The sequence below is a fragment of the Paraburkholderia xenovorans LB400 genome (assembly GCF_000013645.1).
Taxonomy (GTDB): domain Bacteria; phylum Pseudomonadota; class Gammaproteobacteria; order Burkholderiales; family Burkholderiaceae; genus Paraburkholderia; species Paraburkholderia xenovorans.
This window is the reverse complement of sequence record NC_007951.1, coordinates 4,345,750-4,361,957: the sequence shown is the minus strand read 5'-3', so window position 1 is coordinate 4,361,957 and position 16,208 is coordinate 4,345,750. Positions and strand designations below refer to the sequence as shown.

General features: G+C 61.9%; 12 protein-coding genes and 1 rRNA gene. 11 read left to right on the top strand and 2 right to left on the bottom strand.

Annotated features, from left to right (window positions below; translation table 11 throughout):
* The first annotated feature begins 102 nt into the window (after positions 1-102).
* Positions 103-216 (top strand): 5S ribosomal RNA (gene rrf / locus BXE_RS19505).
* A 199-nt stretch (positions 217-415) separates the two neighbouring features.
* Here the strand turns inward: rrf and BXE_RS19500 are convergent.
* On the bottom strand, positions 416-1,612 hold the full coding sequence (locus BXE_RS19500) for a M20 aminoacylase family protein (RefSeq protein WP_038457302.1): 1,197 nt from the start codon (positions 1,610-1,612) through the stop codon (positions 416-418).
* Positions 1,613-1,790: 178 nt separating this feature from the next.
* On the opposite strand from BXE_RS19500, the gene BXE_RS19495 reads away from it, so the two are divergent.
* Both BXE_RS19495 and BXE_RS19490 read left to right on the top strand, forming a co-directional pair.
* Complete coding sequence (locus BXE_RS19495; RefSeq protein WP_011489929.1) at positions 1,791-3,869, top strand: molybdopterin-containing oxidoreductase family protein; 2,079 nt, start codon at positions 1,791-1,793, stop codon at positions 3,867-3,869.
* A gap of 146 nt (positions 3,870-4,015) precedes the next feature.
* Entirely contained in the window at positions 4,016-5,689 is a 1,674-nt protein-coding gene (locus BXE_RS19490; protein WP_011489928.1) for a long-chain fatty acid--CoA ligase, read from the top strand.
* A gap of 210 nt (positions 5,690-5,899) precedes the next feature.
* On the opposite strand, the gene BXE_RS19485 is transcribed toward BXE_RS19490, so the two are convergent.
* Positions 5,900-7,069: a porin gene (locus BXE_RS19485; protein WP_011489927.1), complete on the bottom strand. Its 1,170-nt coding sequence runs from the start codon at positions 7,067-7,069 to the stop codon at positions 5,900-5,902.
* A 302-nt stretch (positions 7,070-7,371) separates the two neighbouring features.
* Here BXE_RS19485 and coq7 point away from each other — a divergent pair, with 302 nt between their 5' ends.
* The 8 genes from coq7 to mraY all read left to right on the top strand — a co-directional run bounded on the left by coq7 (position 7,372) and on the right by mraY (position 16,186).
* On the top strand, positions 7,372-8,010 hold the full coding sequence (gene coq7, locus BXE_RS19480) for a 2-polyprenyl-3-methyl-6-methoxy-1,4-benzoquinone monooxygenase (RefSeq protein ID WP_011489926.1): 639 nt from the start codon (positions 7,372-7,374) through the stop codon (positions 8,008-8,010).
* Between the two features lie 420 nt (positions 8,011-8,430).
* Positions 8,431-8,859 (top strand): division/cell wall cluster transcriptional repressor MraZ, encoded by a 429-nt coding sequence (mraZ, locus tag BXE_RS19475; protein WP_011489925.1) that lies wholly within the window; start codon positions 8,431-8,433, stop codon positions 8,857-8,859.
* Positions 8,860-8,874: 15 nt separating this feature from the next.
* Positions 8,875-9,828 carry a 16S rRNA (cytosine(1402)-N(4))-methyltransferase RsmH gene (gene rsmH / locus BXE_RS19470; protein ID WP_011489924.1) on the top strand — a complete coding sequence of 318 codons (954 nt, stop codon included), beginning with the start codon at positions 8,875-8,877 and terminating at the stop codon, positions 9,826-9,828.
* A complete protein-coding gene (ftsL, locus tag BXE_RS19465) occupies positions 9,825-10,175 on the top strand; it encodes a cell division protein FtsL (RefSeq protein WP_011489923.1) in 351 nt (116 codons plus the stop codon). The genes rsmH and ftsL overlap by 4 nt, the downstream gene beginning before the upstream one ends.
* Positions 10,172-12,037 carry a peptidoglycan D,D-transpeptidase FtsI family protein gene (locus BXE_RS19460; protein WP_011489922.1) on the top strand — a complete coding sequence of 622 codons (1,866 nt, stop codon included), beginning with the start codon at positions 10,172-10,174 and terminating at the stop codon, positions 12,035-12,037. Before ftsL ends, BXE_RS19460 begins: the two co-directional genes overlap by 4 nt.
* Positions 12,034-13,590, top strand: a complete 1,557-nt coding sequence (locus BXE_RS19455) for a UDP-N-acetylmuramoyl-L-alanyl-D-glutamate--2,6-diaminopimelate ligase (protein ID WP_011489921.1) — start codon at positions 12,034-12,036, stop codon at positions 13,588-13,590. The genes BXE_RS19460 and BXE_RS19455 overlap by 4 nt, the downstream gene beginning before the upstream one ends.
* Positions 13,587-14,999, top strand: a complete 1,413-nt coding sequence (gene murF, locus BXE_RS19450) for a UDP-N-acetylmuramoyl-tripeptide--D-alanyl-D-alanine ligase (RefSeq protein ID WP_011489920.1) — start codon at positions 13,587-13,589, stop codon at positions 14,997-14,999. The genes BXE_RS19455 and murF overlap by 4 nt, the downstream gene beginning before the upstream one ends.
* Before the next feature lie 17 nt (positions 15,000-15,016).
* Complete coding sequence (mraY, locus tag BXE_RS19445; protein ID WP_007180303.1) at positions 15,017-16,186, top strand: phospho-N-acetylmuramoyl-pentapeptide-transferase; 1,170 nt, start codon at positions 15,017-15,019, stop codon at positions 16,184-16,186.
* The last annotated feature ends 22 nt before the right edge of the window (positions 16,187-16,208 follow it).

The following is a 16,208-nucleotide window of genomic DNA, read 5'->3' as shown; positions in this document are numbered from 1 at the left end:
AAACAACACAACCCCACGCTCCACCCCTGGTGAGCATCACCAGAAACTACTTCTTCCCGATTGGCCGCGCTGGCCCCAGATCCAGCGCGGCAACCAGTCATGCCTGATGATCATAGCGAGTCGGTCCCACCCCTTCCCATCCCGAACAGGACCGTGAAACGACTCCACGCCGATGATAGTGCGGATTACCCGTGTGAAAGTAGGTCATCGTCAGGCTCCCAAGCAGCATCAGAAACCCCACCCCAACACAGGTGGGGTTTCTGCGTTTACCGGACGCCACGAAACCACCGCGACCTGAGCCTCACTTAGGTACGTTCGCGTTCAAGTGAAGTCCGAGAAAGACATCTAATCCAAAGAGCGAGGGGAGCCCAGACGGCGAACTAATCACCAAATCAAACGGCTCCTCGAAAGAATTCTATTTCTCCTGCGCCAGGAACCGTTGGGCAAGCCTTACCCAGTATGTCGAGCCGATCGGCAACAACTCGTCATTGAAGTCATAGCTCGCGTTATGCAGCATGCACGGACCCGCGCCGTGGCCTGAATCCCGGTGGCCGCCGTTTCCATTGCCCAGAAAGGCATAGCAGCCCGGTTTAGCGAGCAGCATGAAGGAAAAATCCTCTGCGCCCATCGTCGGCTCAACTGCGTCGTCGACATTTTCTGCACCGACAATCTCTTTCATGACCGTCGCCGCGAAGCGGGCCTCTTCACTACTGTTGATCGTTGGCGGATAGTTTCGGTGGAATTGAATATCGACGGAGCAGTCGTAGGCTTCTGCAGTGCTCTCTGCGATCTTACGCATACGCGCTTCGATCAGATCGAGGGTCTCGATTGTAAATGTCCGTACCGTGCCTGCGATCCACGCATTGTTCGGGACCACGTTGACCGCGTCGCCAGCGTGAATCTGAGTGACCGACAGTACTGCCGTGTCGATCGGTTTCTTATTCCGCGTGATGATGCTTTGTAATCCATTTGCAATCTGCACGGCGGTAAACACCGGGTCGTGACCATTGTGCGGCATCGCTGCGTGCGAGCCCACCCCTTTGATTTCAATGCGAAATTCGTTACTCGATGCCATGATCGGACCTTCGGTCACACCGAAGTGACCCGTCGCCATGCCCGGCCAGTTATGGATGCCGAACACTGCGTCGACCGGAAATTTCACGAACAGGCCGTCGTCGATCATGGCCTGCGCACCGGCACCGCCTTCTTCGGCGGGTTGGAAGATAAACACGATCGTGCCGTCAAATTCGCCGTGCTTGACGAGGTGCCGCGCGGCGCCCAGAAGCATCGCGGTATGTCCATCATGGCCGCACGCGTGCATCTTGCCGTCGTTTTTCGACCGATGATCGAAGCTGTTCAGTTCCTGTATCGGCAACGCATCCATATCAGCACGCAGACCAATGGAGCGTGAACCATTGCCGCGTTTTAATACGCCAACCACGCCGGTTTTGCCCAATCCTCGGTGTGTTTCGATACCCCACGACTCAAGAGTTCGCGCAACCAGATCAGCTGTCGCTGTCTCTTCGTAACGCAGTTCCGGATGGGCGTGGATCGTTCGTCGGAGGGTCTGGATTTCGCCGTGAGCGGCCTGGATTTCGGGAATCAGTTTCATGATGGAGTGATGATGCGTGTGTGCTGGCTTGCGTGGAATCGCTCGGGAACGCGCTGGCCCGGGCACGGTGATCATCGATTCTACGCCGAAGGCGTTTTTGGCGGGACCGTGCGGGTTAACCGGCAATTGACGTAATAGAATCTCCCATTGCTTTACCGCTCCCCACGACGGACCGCCGATGAATGCTCCGACTGAACACGCTCGCGCCGTGTGCCCGCACGATTGCCCCGACACCTGCGCGATGCGCGTGACGGTCGAGGCCGGTCGGGCGATCAAGGTCGTCGCCGATCCCGAGCATCCTCCAACGCAAGGCGCGCTGTGCACCAAGGTCAGCCGCTACGCGGAGCGCGTGCATCATCCGCAGAGACTGACGCGGCCAATGAAGCGTGTCGGGCGCAAAGGCGAGGGGCGCTTTGAGCCGATCGGCTGGGACGAGGCGTTCCAGCTCGCGGCGCGTCGCCTGTCGGAAATTGCACATCGCGCGCCGGAGGCAATCCTCCCTTACAGCTATGCCGGCACAATGGGCTTGATTCAGGGCGACAGCATTGCACAACGGTTCTTCCACAAGCTCGGCGCCTCGCAACTGGATCGCACGATTTGCGCGGCCGCCGGCACAGCCGGGCTGAAGTACACCTACGGCGCGAGCCTCGGCATGCTCACCGAGTTTTTCGACGAAAGCGAGCTCATCCTCATCTGGGGCTCGAATCCGATCGCGTCGAACCTCCATTTCTGGACGCGCGCCCAACAGGCCAAACGCCGCGGTGCACGGCTGATCGCAATCGATCCGTACCGCTCGCTGACGGCCGAAAAATGCCATCAGCACATCGCTTTGAAACCGGGCACCGACAGCGCTTTGGCGCTCGGTATGATCAACGTGTTGATCAGGGAAAATCTGCTCGATCACGCTTACATCGAAGCTCATACGTCAGGTTTTGAAGCGCTGAAAGCCCGCGCGCTTAGCTACCCGCCGTCGCGCGCTGCGGAAATCTGCGGTATTGACGAACGGGTGATCGTCGATCTCGCACGACTTTACGGTGGCACCAGAAAGGCCGCGATCCGCATGAACTACGGCCTGCAACGCGTACGTGGCGGCGGCAATGCCGTGCGCGCGATCGCTTGCCTGCCGTCGCTCACGGGTGCTTGGCGCGAGAGAGCGGGGGGCGTGTTGCTGTCGTCGGGCGGCTGGGCGCCGGTCGACTCGTATGCGTTGCAGCGTCCGGACCTGATGCCGGGTTGGCCGACCAGGACGAGCCGCGTCATCAACATGAACGGGATCGGCGACGCGCTGCTGCACAAGGGCGACGCGGCGTTCGGTCCCAAGGTCGAAGCGATCGTCGTCTACAACTCGAATCCGGTGGCTGTCGCGCCAGATTCGGAGCGAGTCGCCGCGGGTTTCGCGCGCGAAGATCTGTTCACAATCGTCCTCGAGCATTTCCAGACCGACACAGCCGACTACGCCGATCTGTTGCTGCCCGCGACAACTCAACTCGAGCACCTCGACGTGCACAAGTCGTACGGCCACACGCACGTCATGGTCAACCTGCCGGCAATCGCGCCGGTCGGCGAAGCGCTTCCGAACACGGAGATTTTCCGCGGCATCGCGCGTCATATGGGCCTCGACGAGCCCGCGCTGTTCGAGAGCGACGAGACCGTCGCGCAGGCGGCGTTTCGCTGGCAAGACAGAACGCTCGAAGGCGTAGATTGGGAGACCCTCAAGAAGACCGGCTGGGCCAAGCTGAATCTGCCCGATGCGCCTTTCGCCGAAGGGGGGTTCCAAACGCCGTCCGGCAAATGCGAGTTCTACAGCGAGCGCCTCGCGCAACGGGGACTCGACCCACTGCCGGACTATCTGCCTCCCTACGAATCCGCTGATGGCGCGCCGGAACTTGCCGCCCGTTATCCGCTGGCGATGATCTCGCCGCCCGCCCGCAACTTCCTGAACAGCACCTTCGTGAATATCGAAAGTCTGCGTTCGACCGAAGGCGAGCCGCATCTCGACATGCATCCGGCCGACGCGCAATCGCGGGATATCGTCGACGGCGATCAGGTGCGCATTTTTAACGATCGCGGGTCGATGCAGGCGCGCGTCCGCGTTACCGATAAAGCACGCGAGGGGCTCGTGGTGGGCCTGTCGATCTGGTGGAAGAAGCTTGCTCCGGACGGCCGCAACGCCAATCAGGTCACCAGCCAGGCGCTCACCGATCTGGGCGGATCGGCGACTTTTTACGACTGCCTCGTCGAAGTCGAGCGCGTCTGAAATACCTTCAATCGCCGAGCGGTGCTCGTCTTCTGAGGGTTCGAGGCTGCAGTCTAACCCGGCCGCTTTTCGCAAATAACCGAGAGGTGCCCATGCTACGATGCGTTTTTAGCACGACCATTCGAAAATAAAGGAGGAGACGCTGCATGGACAAAATCTGGCTGAAATCTTATCCACCCGGCGTTCCCGCAGAGATTGACCCAAGCCGCTACTCGTCGGTCGGAGAACTGCTCGAAGAAGCATTCCGCGACCACCGCGCCAAGCCGGCGTTCGTCTGCATGGGCAAGGAAATCAGCTACGGCGAGCTCGACGTGCTTTCGCGCAAACTCGCCGCATGGCTTCAGTCGAAGGGCTTGGCCCGCGGCGCACGCATTGCGATCATGATGCCGAACGTGCTGCAATATCCGGTGGCGATTGCCGCTATCCTGCGCGCGGGCTACGTGGTCGTGAACGTGAACCCGCTTTACACCCCGCGTGAGTTGGAGCATCAGCTCAAGGACAGTGGCGCCGAGGCGATCATTCTGCTCGAGAACTTCGCCGTCACGCTGCAGGCGATCGTACGCAACACCTCGGTCAAGCATGTTGTCGTGGCCGCGATGGGCGATCTGATGGGGCTGAAGGGCACGCTGGTGAACTTCGTCGTGCGCAAGGTGAAGAAGATGGTGCCGGCGTGGAGCCTGCCAGGTCACGTCAGGTTCAATACCGCGATCGCGCAAGGTGGACGCCAGAATTTCGAGCCGGTCCAGCAAGGTCCGAACGATGTCGCGTTTCTCCAGTACACGGGCGGCACGACGGGCGTGGCCAAGGGCGCGACGCTGCTGCATCGGAACCTGATCGCCAACGTGCTGCAGTCGGAAGTCTGGCTCGATCCGGTGCGCGCGAATCGTACTGATATCGATCAGTTCATCACCGTGGTTGCATTGCCTTTGTATCACGTGTTTGCGTTGACGGTCTGCGGGTTGCTGACAATCCGTACCGGCGGCCTTGGCGTGCTGATTCCGAATCCGCGCGACATTCCGGGCATGATCAAGGCGCTCGAAGGGTATGCGATCACGACCATTCCCGCCGTCAACACGCTCTACAACGCGATGTTGAATAGCCCCGATTTCCATAAGCTCGATTTTTCGAAGCTGATCGCTGCGAACGGCGGCGGTATGGCGGTACAGGAGGCTGTGGCCAGGCGCTGGTACGAGCAGACGCACACGCCGATCATTGAAGGCTACGGCTTGTCGGAAACGTCGCCGTGCGTGACCTGCAATCCGGTGACCGTCACCGAATACAGCGGGACGATCGGTTTGCCGCTGCCGTCGACGGAAATCTCGATTCGAGACGACGAAGGCAACGAAGTGCCACTCGGCCAGCCGGGCGAAATCTGCATCCGTGGCCCGCAGGTCATGGCAGGTTATTGGAACCGGCCCGACGAAACGGCGAAAGTGATGACGGAGGATGGCTTCTTTAAATCGGGCGATGTCGGCCTGATGAACGAACGCGGCTTCGTCAAGATCGTCGACCGCAAGAAGGACATGATTCTGGTGTCCGGTTTCAATGTCTATCCGAACGAAATCGAAGACGTGGTCGCCAAACTGCCGGGCGTGTTCGAAGTCGCCGCGGTCGGCGTGCCCGATCAGCATTCGGGCGAGGCGGTGAAACTGTTCGTCGTGAAGAAGGATCAGGCTCTTACCGATGCGGACATCTTTGCGTACTGCAAGCAGCAACTGACCGGTTACAAGCGGCCGAAGATCGTCGAATTCCGCACGGAACTGCCGAAGAGCAACGTCGGCAAGATACTGCGCCGGGAGTTGCGTGACGGGCGGGCGTAGGCGGGATCGCGTGCCGATCACACACGAAGCGGGCATGAAGTAGCGTATAGCGGTAAACGGCAAAAGCCCGGCAGATGAAAATCTGCCGGGCTTTTTTCACTTCTGCGTCACCGTTGCCGTGCGAATGCCGTCCGCAGCAGTACGCAGCGCAGCGCCATAAAAAAAGGCGCCCGAAGGCGCCTTGGAGGCAAACTGCTTTATTACGACTTATTAGAACTTGTGGCGGATACCGACGCGAGCCGTGAACTGATTCTGGTTCGACGAACCCGTCAGGCCGTTGATGCCTGCCGTTGCGTCGACCACGTTGCCCGCTGCCGTGACCGTGTCGCCCAGAGCGTGTTGGTACACACCCGTCACGTACACGTCCGTGCGCTTGGACAGGAAGTAGTCCACGCCAACTGCGCCCTGGTGGTACTGAGCACGCGAGTTGCCGTTGATTTCCGCGCCGCGCGTGTAGTCATACGCTGCGCCGACCAGCAATGCCGGGGTCAACTGATACTTGAAGTTCAGTTCGGCGTTGTTGAACGTAGCCGACTGGCCCTTGAACGGCGACGCGAACGAAGCGCCCAGGTTGCCGAAGCGGATGTTCGAGTACGTCACGCCGACCGTTGCTGCGCCGAACGTGTATGCACCGCCTGCACCGATGACCTGGTACGTGTTAGCCGACGAGAAGCCAGCGTAGACCGGCGACGTCACAGCACCTGCTGCCGTCGTAGCCGTACCGCCGTTGTTGAACAGGCCACCCGAAGCTGCCGGGGTGCGTGCGTTCAAGTAAGCAACGCCCAAAACGAGGGGACCGTTGTTGTAGCCAGCGCCCAACGACCAGATCTGGTTCGACGTGACGTTGCCCGCGATGCCGCCGAAGCTGTACGTGCCGCCGAACGTCAGGCCGCCGTAGTTTGCGCTCGTGAACTTGACCGTGTTGTTGGTGCGGTACGCGTTGTTGAAGTTGTCGATATCGCCCGGGTGAGCAGCGATGTAGCCGCCCCACTGGTCGCCGGCTTCCAGCGGACCAACGTAGTCAACCACGGAGTCGTACTGACGACCCAGCGTGACCGTACCGAACTGGCTCGACAGGCCGACGTAGGCTTGACGACCGAACATCAGGCCACCTTGACCGAGCTTGCCGTTGTTCACGTCAAAGCCGTTTTCCAACACGAAGATGGCCTTCAAACCGCCACCCAGGTCTTCCGTGCCGCGCAGACCCCAACGCGAGCCTTGCAGAACGCCGCTCGACAGGTTGTACAGGTGCTTGCCACCCGAGTTGGTGTTGATGTTGAAGCCTTCGTCAATGATACCGTACAGGGTCACGCTGCTCTGAGCATGTGCGACGCCTGCGAATGCGCCCAGTGCTGCGAGAGCGAGAAGCGACTTTTTCATCGAATGATCTCCAAGGATTACGAATCTTTTGTACAAGGCGAATATTTATCTAGCGTTGAGGCCTTGCTTGTCCAACTTCGCGAGAAGTTGCACGTAATGTAACAAAAGGCCTACATGGCACAAAGAAAAAGGAGCGGGGCGGGAAGGCTCCTGTTTCGTTTACGCAACATGGTCTAAAATCAGGAATTGGCCGCCTGATTCACGCGGTTCGAAGGTTTCCGCACAGTCCGAATTCAGCCGTAAAGCCTTATGGCACGGACCTGGCGGATCGATGAAGCGGTGGGCGAACAAGGGGGCGTTGAATGTTTCTGGACGAGTTGATTAGCGAGTTTGATCGGGGTTTACGCTCAATGACTGGCGTGTCGCGAATGAGCCGTCCGTTGCCGGTGCCGCAAGAATCAGCGGTGACGGAAGCGGCGCCCGAACTCTCACCGGCGGAGCGTGCGCATTCGGCTGGATTGATGCGCGTGAACCATGTCGGCGAGGTGTGCGCCCAGGCGCTCTACCAGGCTCAGAAACTCGCGACCAGGTCGCCTTCGTTGCGCGCCGTGTTCAATCACGCGGCAATCGAGGAGGAAGATCACCTCGCATGGACTGCGAAGCGTCTGGAAGCGCTCGACTCGCGTCCCAGTCTGTTGAACCCGCTCTGGTACACCGGCGCGCTGGCAATCGGCCTGGCAGCGGGGCGCATGGGCGACCGTGTCAGCCTGGGCTTCATGGCTGAAACCGAGCGCCAGGTGGAGCAGCATCTGGATAGTCATCTGGAGCAGTTGCCGGAAGCCGACCGCGAGTCGCGCGCGATCGTCGAGCAGATGCGGGTGGACGAGGTGGAACATGGCAAGGCCGCAATGGAAGCCGGCGGGATCGAATTGCCGTTCCCCGTGCGCGGACTGATGCGCGCCGTGTCGAAAGTCATGACCCGTACCGCTTATTACATTTAAGCTCGAGATATCAGTTCGAGCGCTCCGCTCACGTACCCGCCGAAAGTGGGACGGCGCCTCGTGCGCCGTCGCCTGAAGTACCGGAAACGCCAGCCGACACCTCCCGATCCCGCTTGACGATCTCTTTCATTCCGCGCCTTTCCCCTGCACTTTTCACGTATCACCTTCACAAGTTGCACTAGCTCATTCATTTATAACGGTTTTCCGTTTTATGTCTGACGTGAAGGAGTCGCGCTAAGTCCTTGTTCTAACAAACAAAATTCGTCGCAAAAGCGCGCATCTCCCTTGACCCCTGTTTAGCGTTCCTCTAAAGTGGGAGACAGTGTGAGAAAGTGTATTTTTGTGTGATCTCACAGGCAGTTTCGGGTAGATTTTCACGAATCGGGCAGCGGGCGCAAACGCGTCACAGGGGAGAGCGAAGTGTTCCAAGGGGCGTCGGCGCTGACGCTCGATGCGAAAGGGCGGATGTCTATTCCCTCTCGGTATCGGGATGCGCTGCAAACACAGGCAGAGGGCCGGGTGACGATCACCAGGCACCCGGACGGCTGCCTGTTGCTCTTTCCGCGCCCGGAGTGGGAAATCTTTCGCGACAAGGTCGACAAGCTGCCCATGAACGCGACCTGGTGGAAACGCATTTTTCTCGGCAACGCAATGGACGTGGATATGGACGGCGCGGGGCGCGTGCTCGTGTCGCCGGAATTGCGCACGGCCGGCGGGCTGGCAAAAGAAGTGACCTTGCTCGGCATGGGCCGTCACTTCGAGTTGTGGGATGCACAGACATACACCGCGAAGGAACAGGCGGCAATGGCAGAGGGCATGCCCGATGCCTTGAAAGATTTCACGTTCTGATCGCGGTTTACATATATGGCACCTGCGATGGGAAATGAATTGCAGCATCGCACGGTGCTGCTGGAAGAAGCGGTTCAGGCGCTGGTCACGCGCGCGGACGGCGTGTATGTGGACGGCACGTTCGGGCGCGGTGGTCATAGCCGGCTGGTGTTGGAGAAGTTGGGTGAGTCGGGGCGTCTGATCGCTTTCGACAAAGACCCGCTCGCCATCGCCACGGCTCAGCAAATCACGGATCCGCGCTTTGGCATCGTGCACGAGAGTTTTGCTTCACTGCGCACCGCAATGGCGGAGCGCGGCGTAGGGCGGGTGTCGGGCGTTTTATTGGATCTGGGCGTATCGTCGCCGCAAGTCGACGATCCGGAGCGGGGCTTCAGCTTTCGCGCCGACGGCCCGCTCGACATGCGGATGGACCCGACGCGCGGCGAATCGGCGGCTGACTGGCTGGCGCGGGCCACGGTGCAGGAATTGACGGAGGTGATACGAGATTATGGGGAAGAACGGTTTGCTTTTCAGATTGCAAAGGCGCTTGTTGCTCGCCGGGCAGAGTCCGACCGTCTTGGGCCTCTCGTCAGCACGGGCGAGCTTGCCCAAATCGTGGCTAACGTCGTCAAGACCCGTGAGAAGGGCAAGGATCCGGCAACCCGCACCTTTCAAGCTATACGGATTCACATCAATCAAGAGCTTGCGGAGCTGCAAGTCGTTTTAGAAGCGGCGTTGTCGCTGTTGGAGCAAGGGGGGCGGCTGGTGGTCATCAGCTTTCATTCGCTCGAAGACCGGATCGTCAAGCGATTCATGCAGGCGCACGCGAGTACGCCGGCGGTGGACCGCCGTCTGCCGATTCGCGCAGTCGATCTGCCGAGCCCTCCGCTCAAGATCATCGGCCGCGTGTTCGCGAGCGACGCTGAAGTCGCCGCGAACCCGCGCGCCCGTTCTGCCGTGATGCGCGTGGCGGAGCGGATCGCACCATGAACCGCCTCAATATCTTCCTGCTGATTATCGTGATGGGCTGCGCCTTGTCGGTCGTCAACGCCACCAATCAGCAGCGCCAGATCTTTATCCAGTTGCAGCGCGCTCAATCGCAGGAGCGCCAGTTGCAGCAGGACTATTCGCAACTTCAGTATCAGCAGAGCGCGTTGTCGAAAACCTCGCGCATCGAGCAGATCGCCACTGATTCCCTGAAGATGCAATCGGTTACGACCGGCCGTACCCAGTACCTCACGCTCGATCCGGGCGCGGTGAAAGCTGAAGACGCGCCGATCCCGACTTCCGGCCCCGCATCGGCGCCGGCGGCGACCCGTCGCGGAGGCGTGCGATGAAAAAATCGTCGGCTCGCAAGAGCGTGGCTTTCTCGGCCAACCCGATCCTGTCGGTGCGCCTGCCAATGTGGCGCTCCAAGCTCGTCGTGTTCATGCTTTTCATGGCGTTCGTCGCGCTCACCGCGCGCGCCTTCTGGATTCAGGGCCCGGGCAACGCGTTCTATCAGAAGCAGGGTGAAATCCGCTATCAGCGCCGCCTCGAACTGCCGGCTACGCGCGGCAAGATTCTCGACCGCAACGGTCTCGTGCTGGCCACGAGTCTGCCGGTGCGCGCGATCTGGGCGATTCCCGAATCGGTGCCGGACGACCTCGGCGCCGACAAGCTGACTTCGCTCGGCAAGCTGCTCGGCATGACGAACAAGGAACTGCGCACCAAGTTGTCGGAAGACAAAAACTTCGTCTACGTGAAACGCCAGGTGCCGGTGGACATTGCGGAAAAAGTCACCGCGCTGGAGATTCCCGGCATTTACTCGCGCGACGAGTACAAGCGCTTCTATCCGGAAGGCGAGATCACGGCCCACCTGATCGGCTTTACCAACGTGGAAGACGAAGGCCAGGAAGGCGTCGAACTCGGCGACCAGAAGCTGCTCGCCGGCGTGTCGGGCAGCCGCCGCGTGATCAAGGACCGCATGGGCCACATCATCGAGGACGTGGACGAGCAGGTCGTGCCGCACAACGGCCAGGACGTGGATCTCTCGATCGACAGCAAGATTCAGTACATCGCTTATACGAACCTGAAGGCGGCCGTCGAAAAATTCAAGGCGAAGGCCGGCGCGGCAATGGTGATCGACGTGCGCACCGGCGAAGTACTGGCGCTCGTCAATTACCCCACGTACAACCCGAACGACCGCACTCACCTGACCGGCGACCAGTTGCGCAACCGCATCCTGACCGACACGTTCGAACCCGGCTCGATCATGAAGCCGTTCACGGTCTCGCTCGCGCTCGATCTGCACCGTGTCACGCCGACTACACTGGTTGATACAGGCGGCGGCCGTTTCGTGCTCGACGGCGCGCCGATTACCGACGACAGCGCGTTCGGCGTGCTGACCGTGGGCGGCGTGATCCAGAAGTCGAGCAACATCGGCGCGACGAAGATCGCCATGCAGCTCAAGCCCGAAGAGATGTGGAACATGTACACCAGCATCGGTCTCGGCCAGGCGCCGAAGGTCGGCTTCCCGGGCGCGGCGGCTGGCCGTCTGCGTCCGTGGAAGAGCTGGCGCCGCATCGAGCAGGCCACCATGTCGTACGGCTATGGTCTGTCGGTGTCGCTGTTCCAGTTGGGCCGCGCTTACACCGCGATCGCGCATGACGGCGAGATCATGCCGGTGTCGATCTTCCGCACGCCTGGCGATCAGCCGGCCACCGGCCCGCAGATCTTCGCGCCCACTACCGCTCGCGAAGTGCGCGCCATGCTCGAAACCGTCACGGCGCCGGGCGGCACCTCGCCGGATGCGGCGGTGCCGGGCTATCGCGTCGGCGGCAAGAGCGGCACGGCGTACAAGCACGGCGCGCACGGCTACGACCACTCCAAATATCGCGCGTCGTTCGTCGGCATGGCGCCCATGCCGAATCCGCGCATCGTCGTGGCCGTTTCGGTCGACGAACCGACCGCGGGCAGCCACTTCGGTGGTCAGGTGTCGGGCCCGGTGTTCTCCAGCATCGTCGGCGATACGCTGCGCTCGCTGAACGTGCCGCCGGACATGCCGGTCAAGCAGATGGTGGTGTCAGACGACTCGGCCCCGCCGGCGCCGACCGCGCCCGCCACGCCTGCCACGGTCAAGAAACTCTCCACCAGCGCCGGCGCGAAGAAGATGACGATTGCCGCGAACGCGAGAAGCCATCCGGGAGTCGTGCGATGAGTGCGCTGCGTCAGAAGCATCCCGCGCAGCGGCAGATCGCCGACGCCCTCACCTGGCTGCACGCTCACGTGCAGCCAGGTGCGCATCTGCACGCCGACACGCGCTCGCTCGCGGCGGGCGACGCGTTTTTCGCCTACGCGGTGGACGGCGCGGACAACCGCCCGTTCATCGAGGGTGCGATCGAGCGTGGCGCCGCCGCCGTGCTGGTTCAGCCCGAGGGCTTCAGCGGCGCGATCAATCCGTCGAACATGCTCGCCGTGCCGGCGTTGAACGAACTCGCGGGTTCGATCGCGAGCGGCTGGTACAACGACCCGAGCGACAGCATGCTCACGGTCGGCATTACCGGCACGAACGGCAAGACTTCGTGCAGCCAGTGGATCTCGGCGGCGCTGACGGCGCTCGGCACGCGTTGCGCGATCATCGGCACGCTCGGCACGGGTTTGCCGGGTCACCTGGTGCACACGGGTTTCACCACCCCCGACGCGCCGCAACTGCAACGCAGCCTTGCGCAATTGCGCGACGCGGGTGCGCAGGCGGTAGCGATGGAAGTGTCGTCGCATGCGCTGCACCAGGGCCGCGTGAACGGCACGGCGTTCGACATCGCCGTATTCACGAATCTCACGCAGGACCATCTCGACTATCACCAGACATTCGAAGCCTACGAAGCCGCCAAAGCGCGCCTCTTCGCCTGGCCGGAACTGCGTGCGGCGGTGATCAATCGCGACGATGCGGCCGGCCGCCGTTTGCTCGCGAGCACGCAAGGCCACGCGCGCACGATCGCGTACGGGCTCGACAGCGGGCAAGGCGCGCTGCAGGACGCACCGCAAGCCGACGCGTTGCTGCTCGCCTCGAATGTGCGCGCCACGGCCACCGGTACCGCGTTCCATCTGAGCACCTCGGACTGGGGCGATGCCGAAGTCGAAGTGCAAACGCTCGGCGCGTTCAACGTGAGCAATCTGCTCGGCGTGCTGGGGGCATTGCTCGCCGCCGACGTGCCGTTCGAAGCCGCGCTGGCCGAACTGGCGCAGCTCGAACCGGTGAACGGCCGCATGCAGCGTCTGGGCGGCCGCTTGCAGAACGACGAACCGCTCGTCGTGATCGATTACGCGCACACGCCGGATGCGCTGGAAAAAACACTCGAAGCGCTGCGCCCGATGGTAACCGCGCGCGGCGGCGAACTGATCTGCATGTTCGGCTGCGGCGGCGACCGCGACGCCACCAAGCGTCCGCTGATGGGCGCGATTGCCGAGAAGATCGCCGACGGCGTGGTGGTGACCAGCGACAACCCGCGCAGCGAAGATCCGCAATCGATCATCGAGCAGATCGCGGCGGGTATGAAAGACGCGTCGAAGGCGCGCCGTATCGAGGACCGCGCAAGTGCGATCCTGCAGGCGATCCGCAGCGCCGCGCGCGAAGACGTCATCGTGCTGGCCGGCAAGGGGCATGAAGCAACACAGGAAATCATGGGTAAGAAACGCGCTTTCTCCGATCAGGATCACGCGCGCCTCGCGCTGGCCGCACGCGCGACGCACGCACGCGGAGGTGGCGAATGAGCATGTTCTCGCTGCGTGAAGCCGCGGCGCTGATCCCGGGCGCAACCGTGCTCGGCGACGACAGCGTCACTATTGAACGCATCTCGACCGACAGCCGCAGCGCCGGCCCGGGCGATCTGTTTGTCGCGATCAAGGGCGACCGGTTCGACGCGCACGACTTTCTGCCGGACGTGGCCGTGCGCAACGTGAGCGCTGTTCTGGTTACGCGCACGCCGCAAGACTGGAACGTACCGGCGCTCAAAGTCGCCGACACGCGCGTCGGCCTGGGTGCGCTCGCACGCGGCTGGCGCCGCCGGTTCAGCATGCCGCTCGTCGCCGTGACGGGCAGCAACGGCAAGACCACGGTCAAGGAAATGATCGCGTCGATCTTCGCGGCTGCGGTCGGCGCCGACGCACGTCTCGCCACTGCGGGCAACTTCAACAACGACATCGGCTTGCCGCTCACGTTGTTCCGGCTGCACGCGGCGCACCAACTGGCGGTGGTCGAACTCGGCATGAACCATCCGGGCGAAACCTCCGAGCTCGCGAAAATCGCCGAGCCGACGGTTGCCGTCGTGAACAACGCACAGCGTGAGCACCAGGAATTCATGGCGACGGTCGAGGCTGTCGCGCTGGAACACGCGAGCGTGATTCATGCGCTGTCGCCCGAAGGCGTCGCGGTGTTCCCCGCCGACGACGCTTACGCGAGCATCTGGCGCGTGGCCGCAACCGGCAACCGCATCATGGACTTCGCGCTGAACTCCGCGGAGCGCACCACTGAAGCTGCAGTAAAAGGCACGTTCGCTGGCAACGTCCTGAGCATCGACACGCCGGCAGGCCGGCTCGAAGTCACGCTGCAGGTGCTCGGCGACCACAACGCGCACAACGCACTGGCCGCAACGTCCGCCGCTTTGGCCGCGGGCGTTTCGCTCGACGCGATCAGGCGCGGTCTCGAATCGTTCGGCGCCGTAAAGGGCCGCTTGCAGGTGAAGCAAGGCGTCCTCGGCTCGCTCGCCGGTGCAACCGTGATCGACGACACCTACAACGCCAATCCCGATTCGATGCGCGCCGCAATCGACGTGCTCGCCTCGCGCCCCGCACCCCGCGTGCTGGTGATGGGCGACATGGGCGAAGTCGGCGACAACGGTCCGGCGTTCCACCGCGAAATCGGCGCATACGCCAGGGACCGCGGTATCGACGCGCTATACGCAATGGGTGACGCCTCGCGCGACGCCTGCACCGCGTATGGCGCGAACGCGCACCACGTCGCCGACATCGGCACGCTGGTCGCGCAATTGCAGCAGGCCGGTTTCGGACCTGCCGCAACGCTTCTCGTGAAAGGCTCGCGCTTCATGCAGATGGAGCGCGTGGTGGACGCCGTTACGAGTCCACAACCCAACGCAGCGGGCAGCACGCCCGCCGCACATTGAAATAGAAGGACCGAAGCATGCTACTGGCGCTGGCGCAATGGCTGCAGAATGACGCAAGCTTCTTGCGCGTGTTCAGTTATCTGACTTTCCGTGCGGTGATGGCTACCATCACCGCGCTGCTGATCGGGCTCGTCTGCGGCCCGGCGGTGATTCGCAAGCTGACCGCCATGAAAGTCGGTCAGGCCGTCCGTAAAGACGGCCCGCAGACACACCTCGTCAAATCCGGCACGCCGACTATGGGCGGCGTGCTGATTCTGCTCGGCATCGCCGTGGCTACGTTGCTGTGGGCCGATCTGACGAATCGCTTCATCTGGATCGTAATGCTCGTCACCTTTGGTTTCGGCGTGATCGGCTGGGTCGATGATTACCGCAAGGTGGTCTACAAGGATCCGCGCGGCATGTCGTCGCGCGAAAAGTACTTCTGGCAGTCGGTGATCGGCCTGTTCGCCGCCGTGTACCTCGCGTTCAGTGTGTCCGAGGCGAGCAATGTGCGCGTGTATGACCTGTTCATGGCGTGGGTGCGCAGCGGCCTCTCGATGGGCCTGCCTCCCCATGCCGACCTGATGCTGCCGTTCGTCAAATCGATCAGCTATCCGCTCGGCGTGTGGGGCTTCATCGTGCTGACGTATCTGGTGATCGTCGGTGCGAGCAACGCGGTCAACCTCACCGACGGTCTCGATGGTCTCGTGATCATGCCGGTGGTGCTGGTCGGCGCGTCGCTCGGTGTGTTCGCCTACGTGATGGGTAGCTCGGTCTATTCGAAATACCTGCTGTTTCCGCATATCGCCGGGGCGGGCGAACTGCTGATTTTCTGCTCGGCAATGGGCGGGGCAGGGCTCGCGTTCCTCTGGTTCAACACGCACCCGGCGCAGATGTTCATGGGCGACGTCGGCGCGCTCGCGCTCGGCGGCGCGCTCGGCACGGTCGCGGTGATCGTGCGCCAGGAAATCGTGCTCTTCATCATGGGCGGCATTTTCGTCGCGGAGACGCTCTCCGTGATGTTGCAGGTCACCTGGTTCAAATTCACCAAACGCCGGTTCGGCGAAGGGCGGCGTCTCTTCAAGATGGCGCCGCTGCATCACCACTTCGAGTTGTCCGGTTGGAAGGAAACGCAGGTGGTCGTGCGTTTCTGGATCATCACGTTGATGTTGTGTCTCTTTGGTTTGTCCACGCTCAAACTGCGTTAAGCAGCAGGTATTAGGGGAAGCA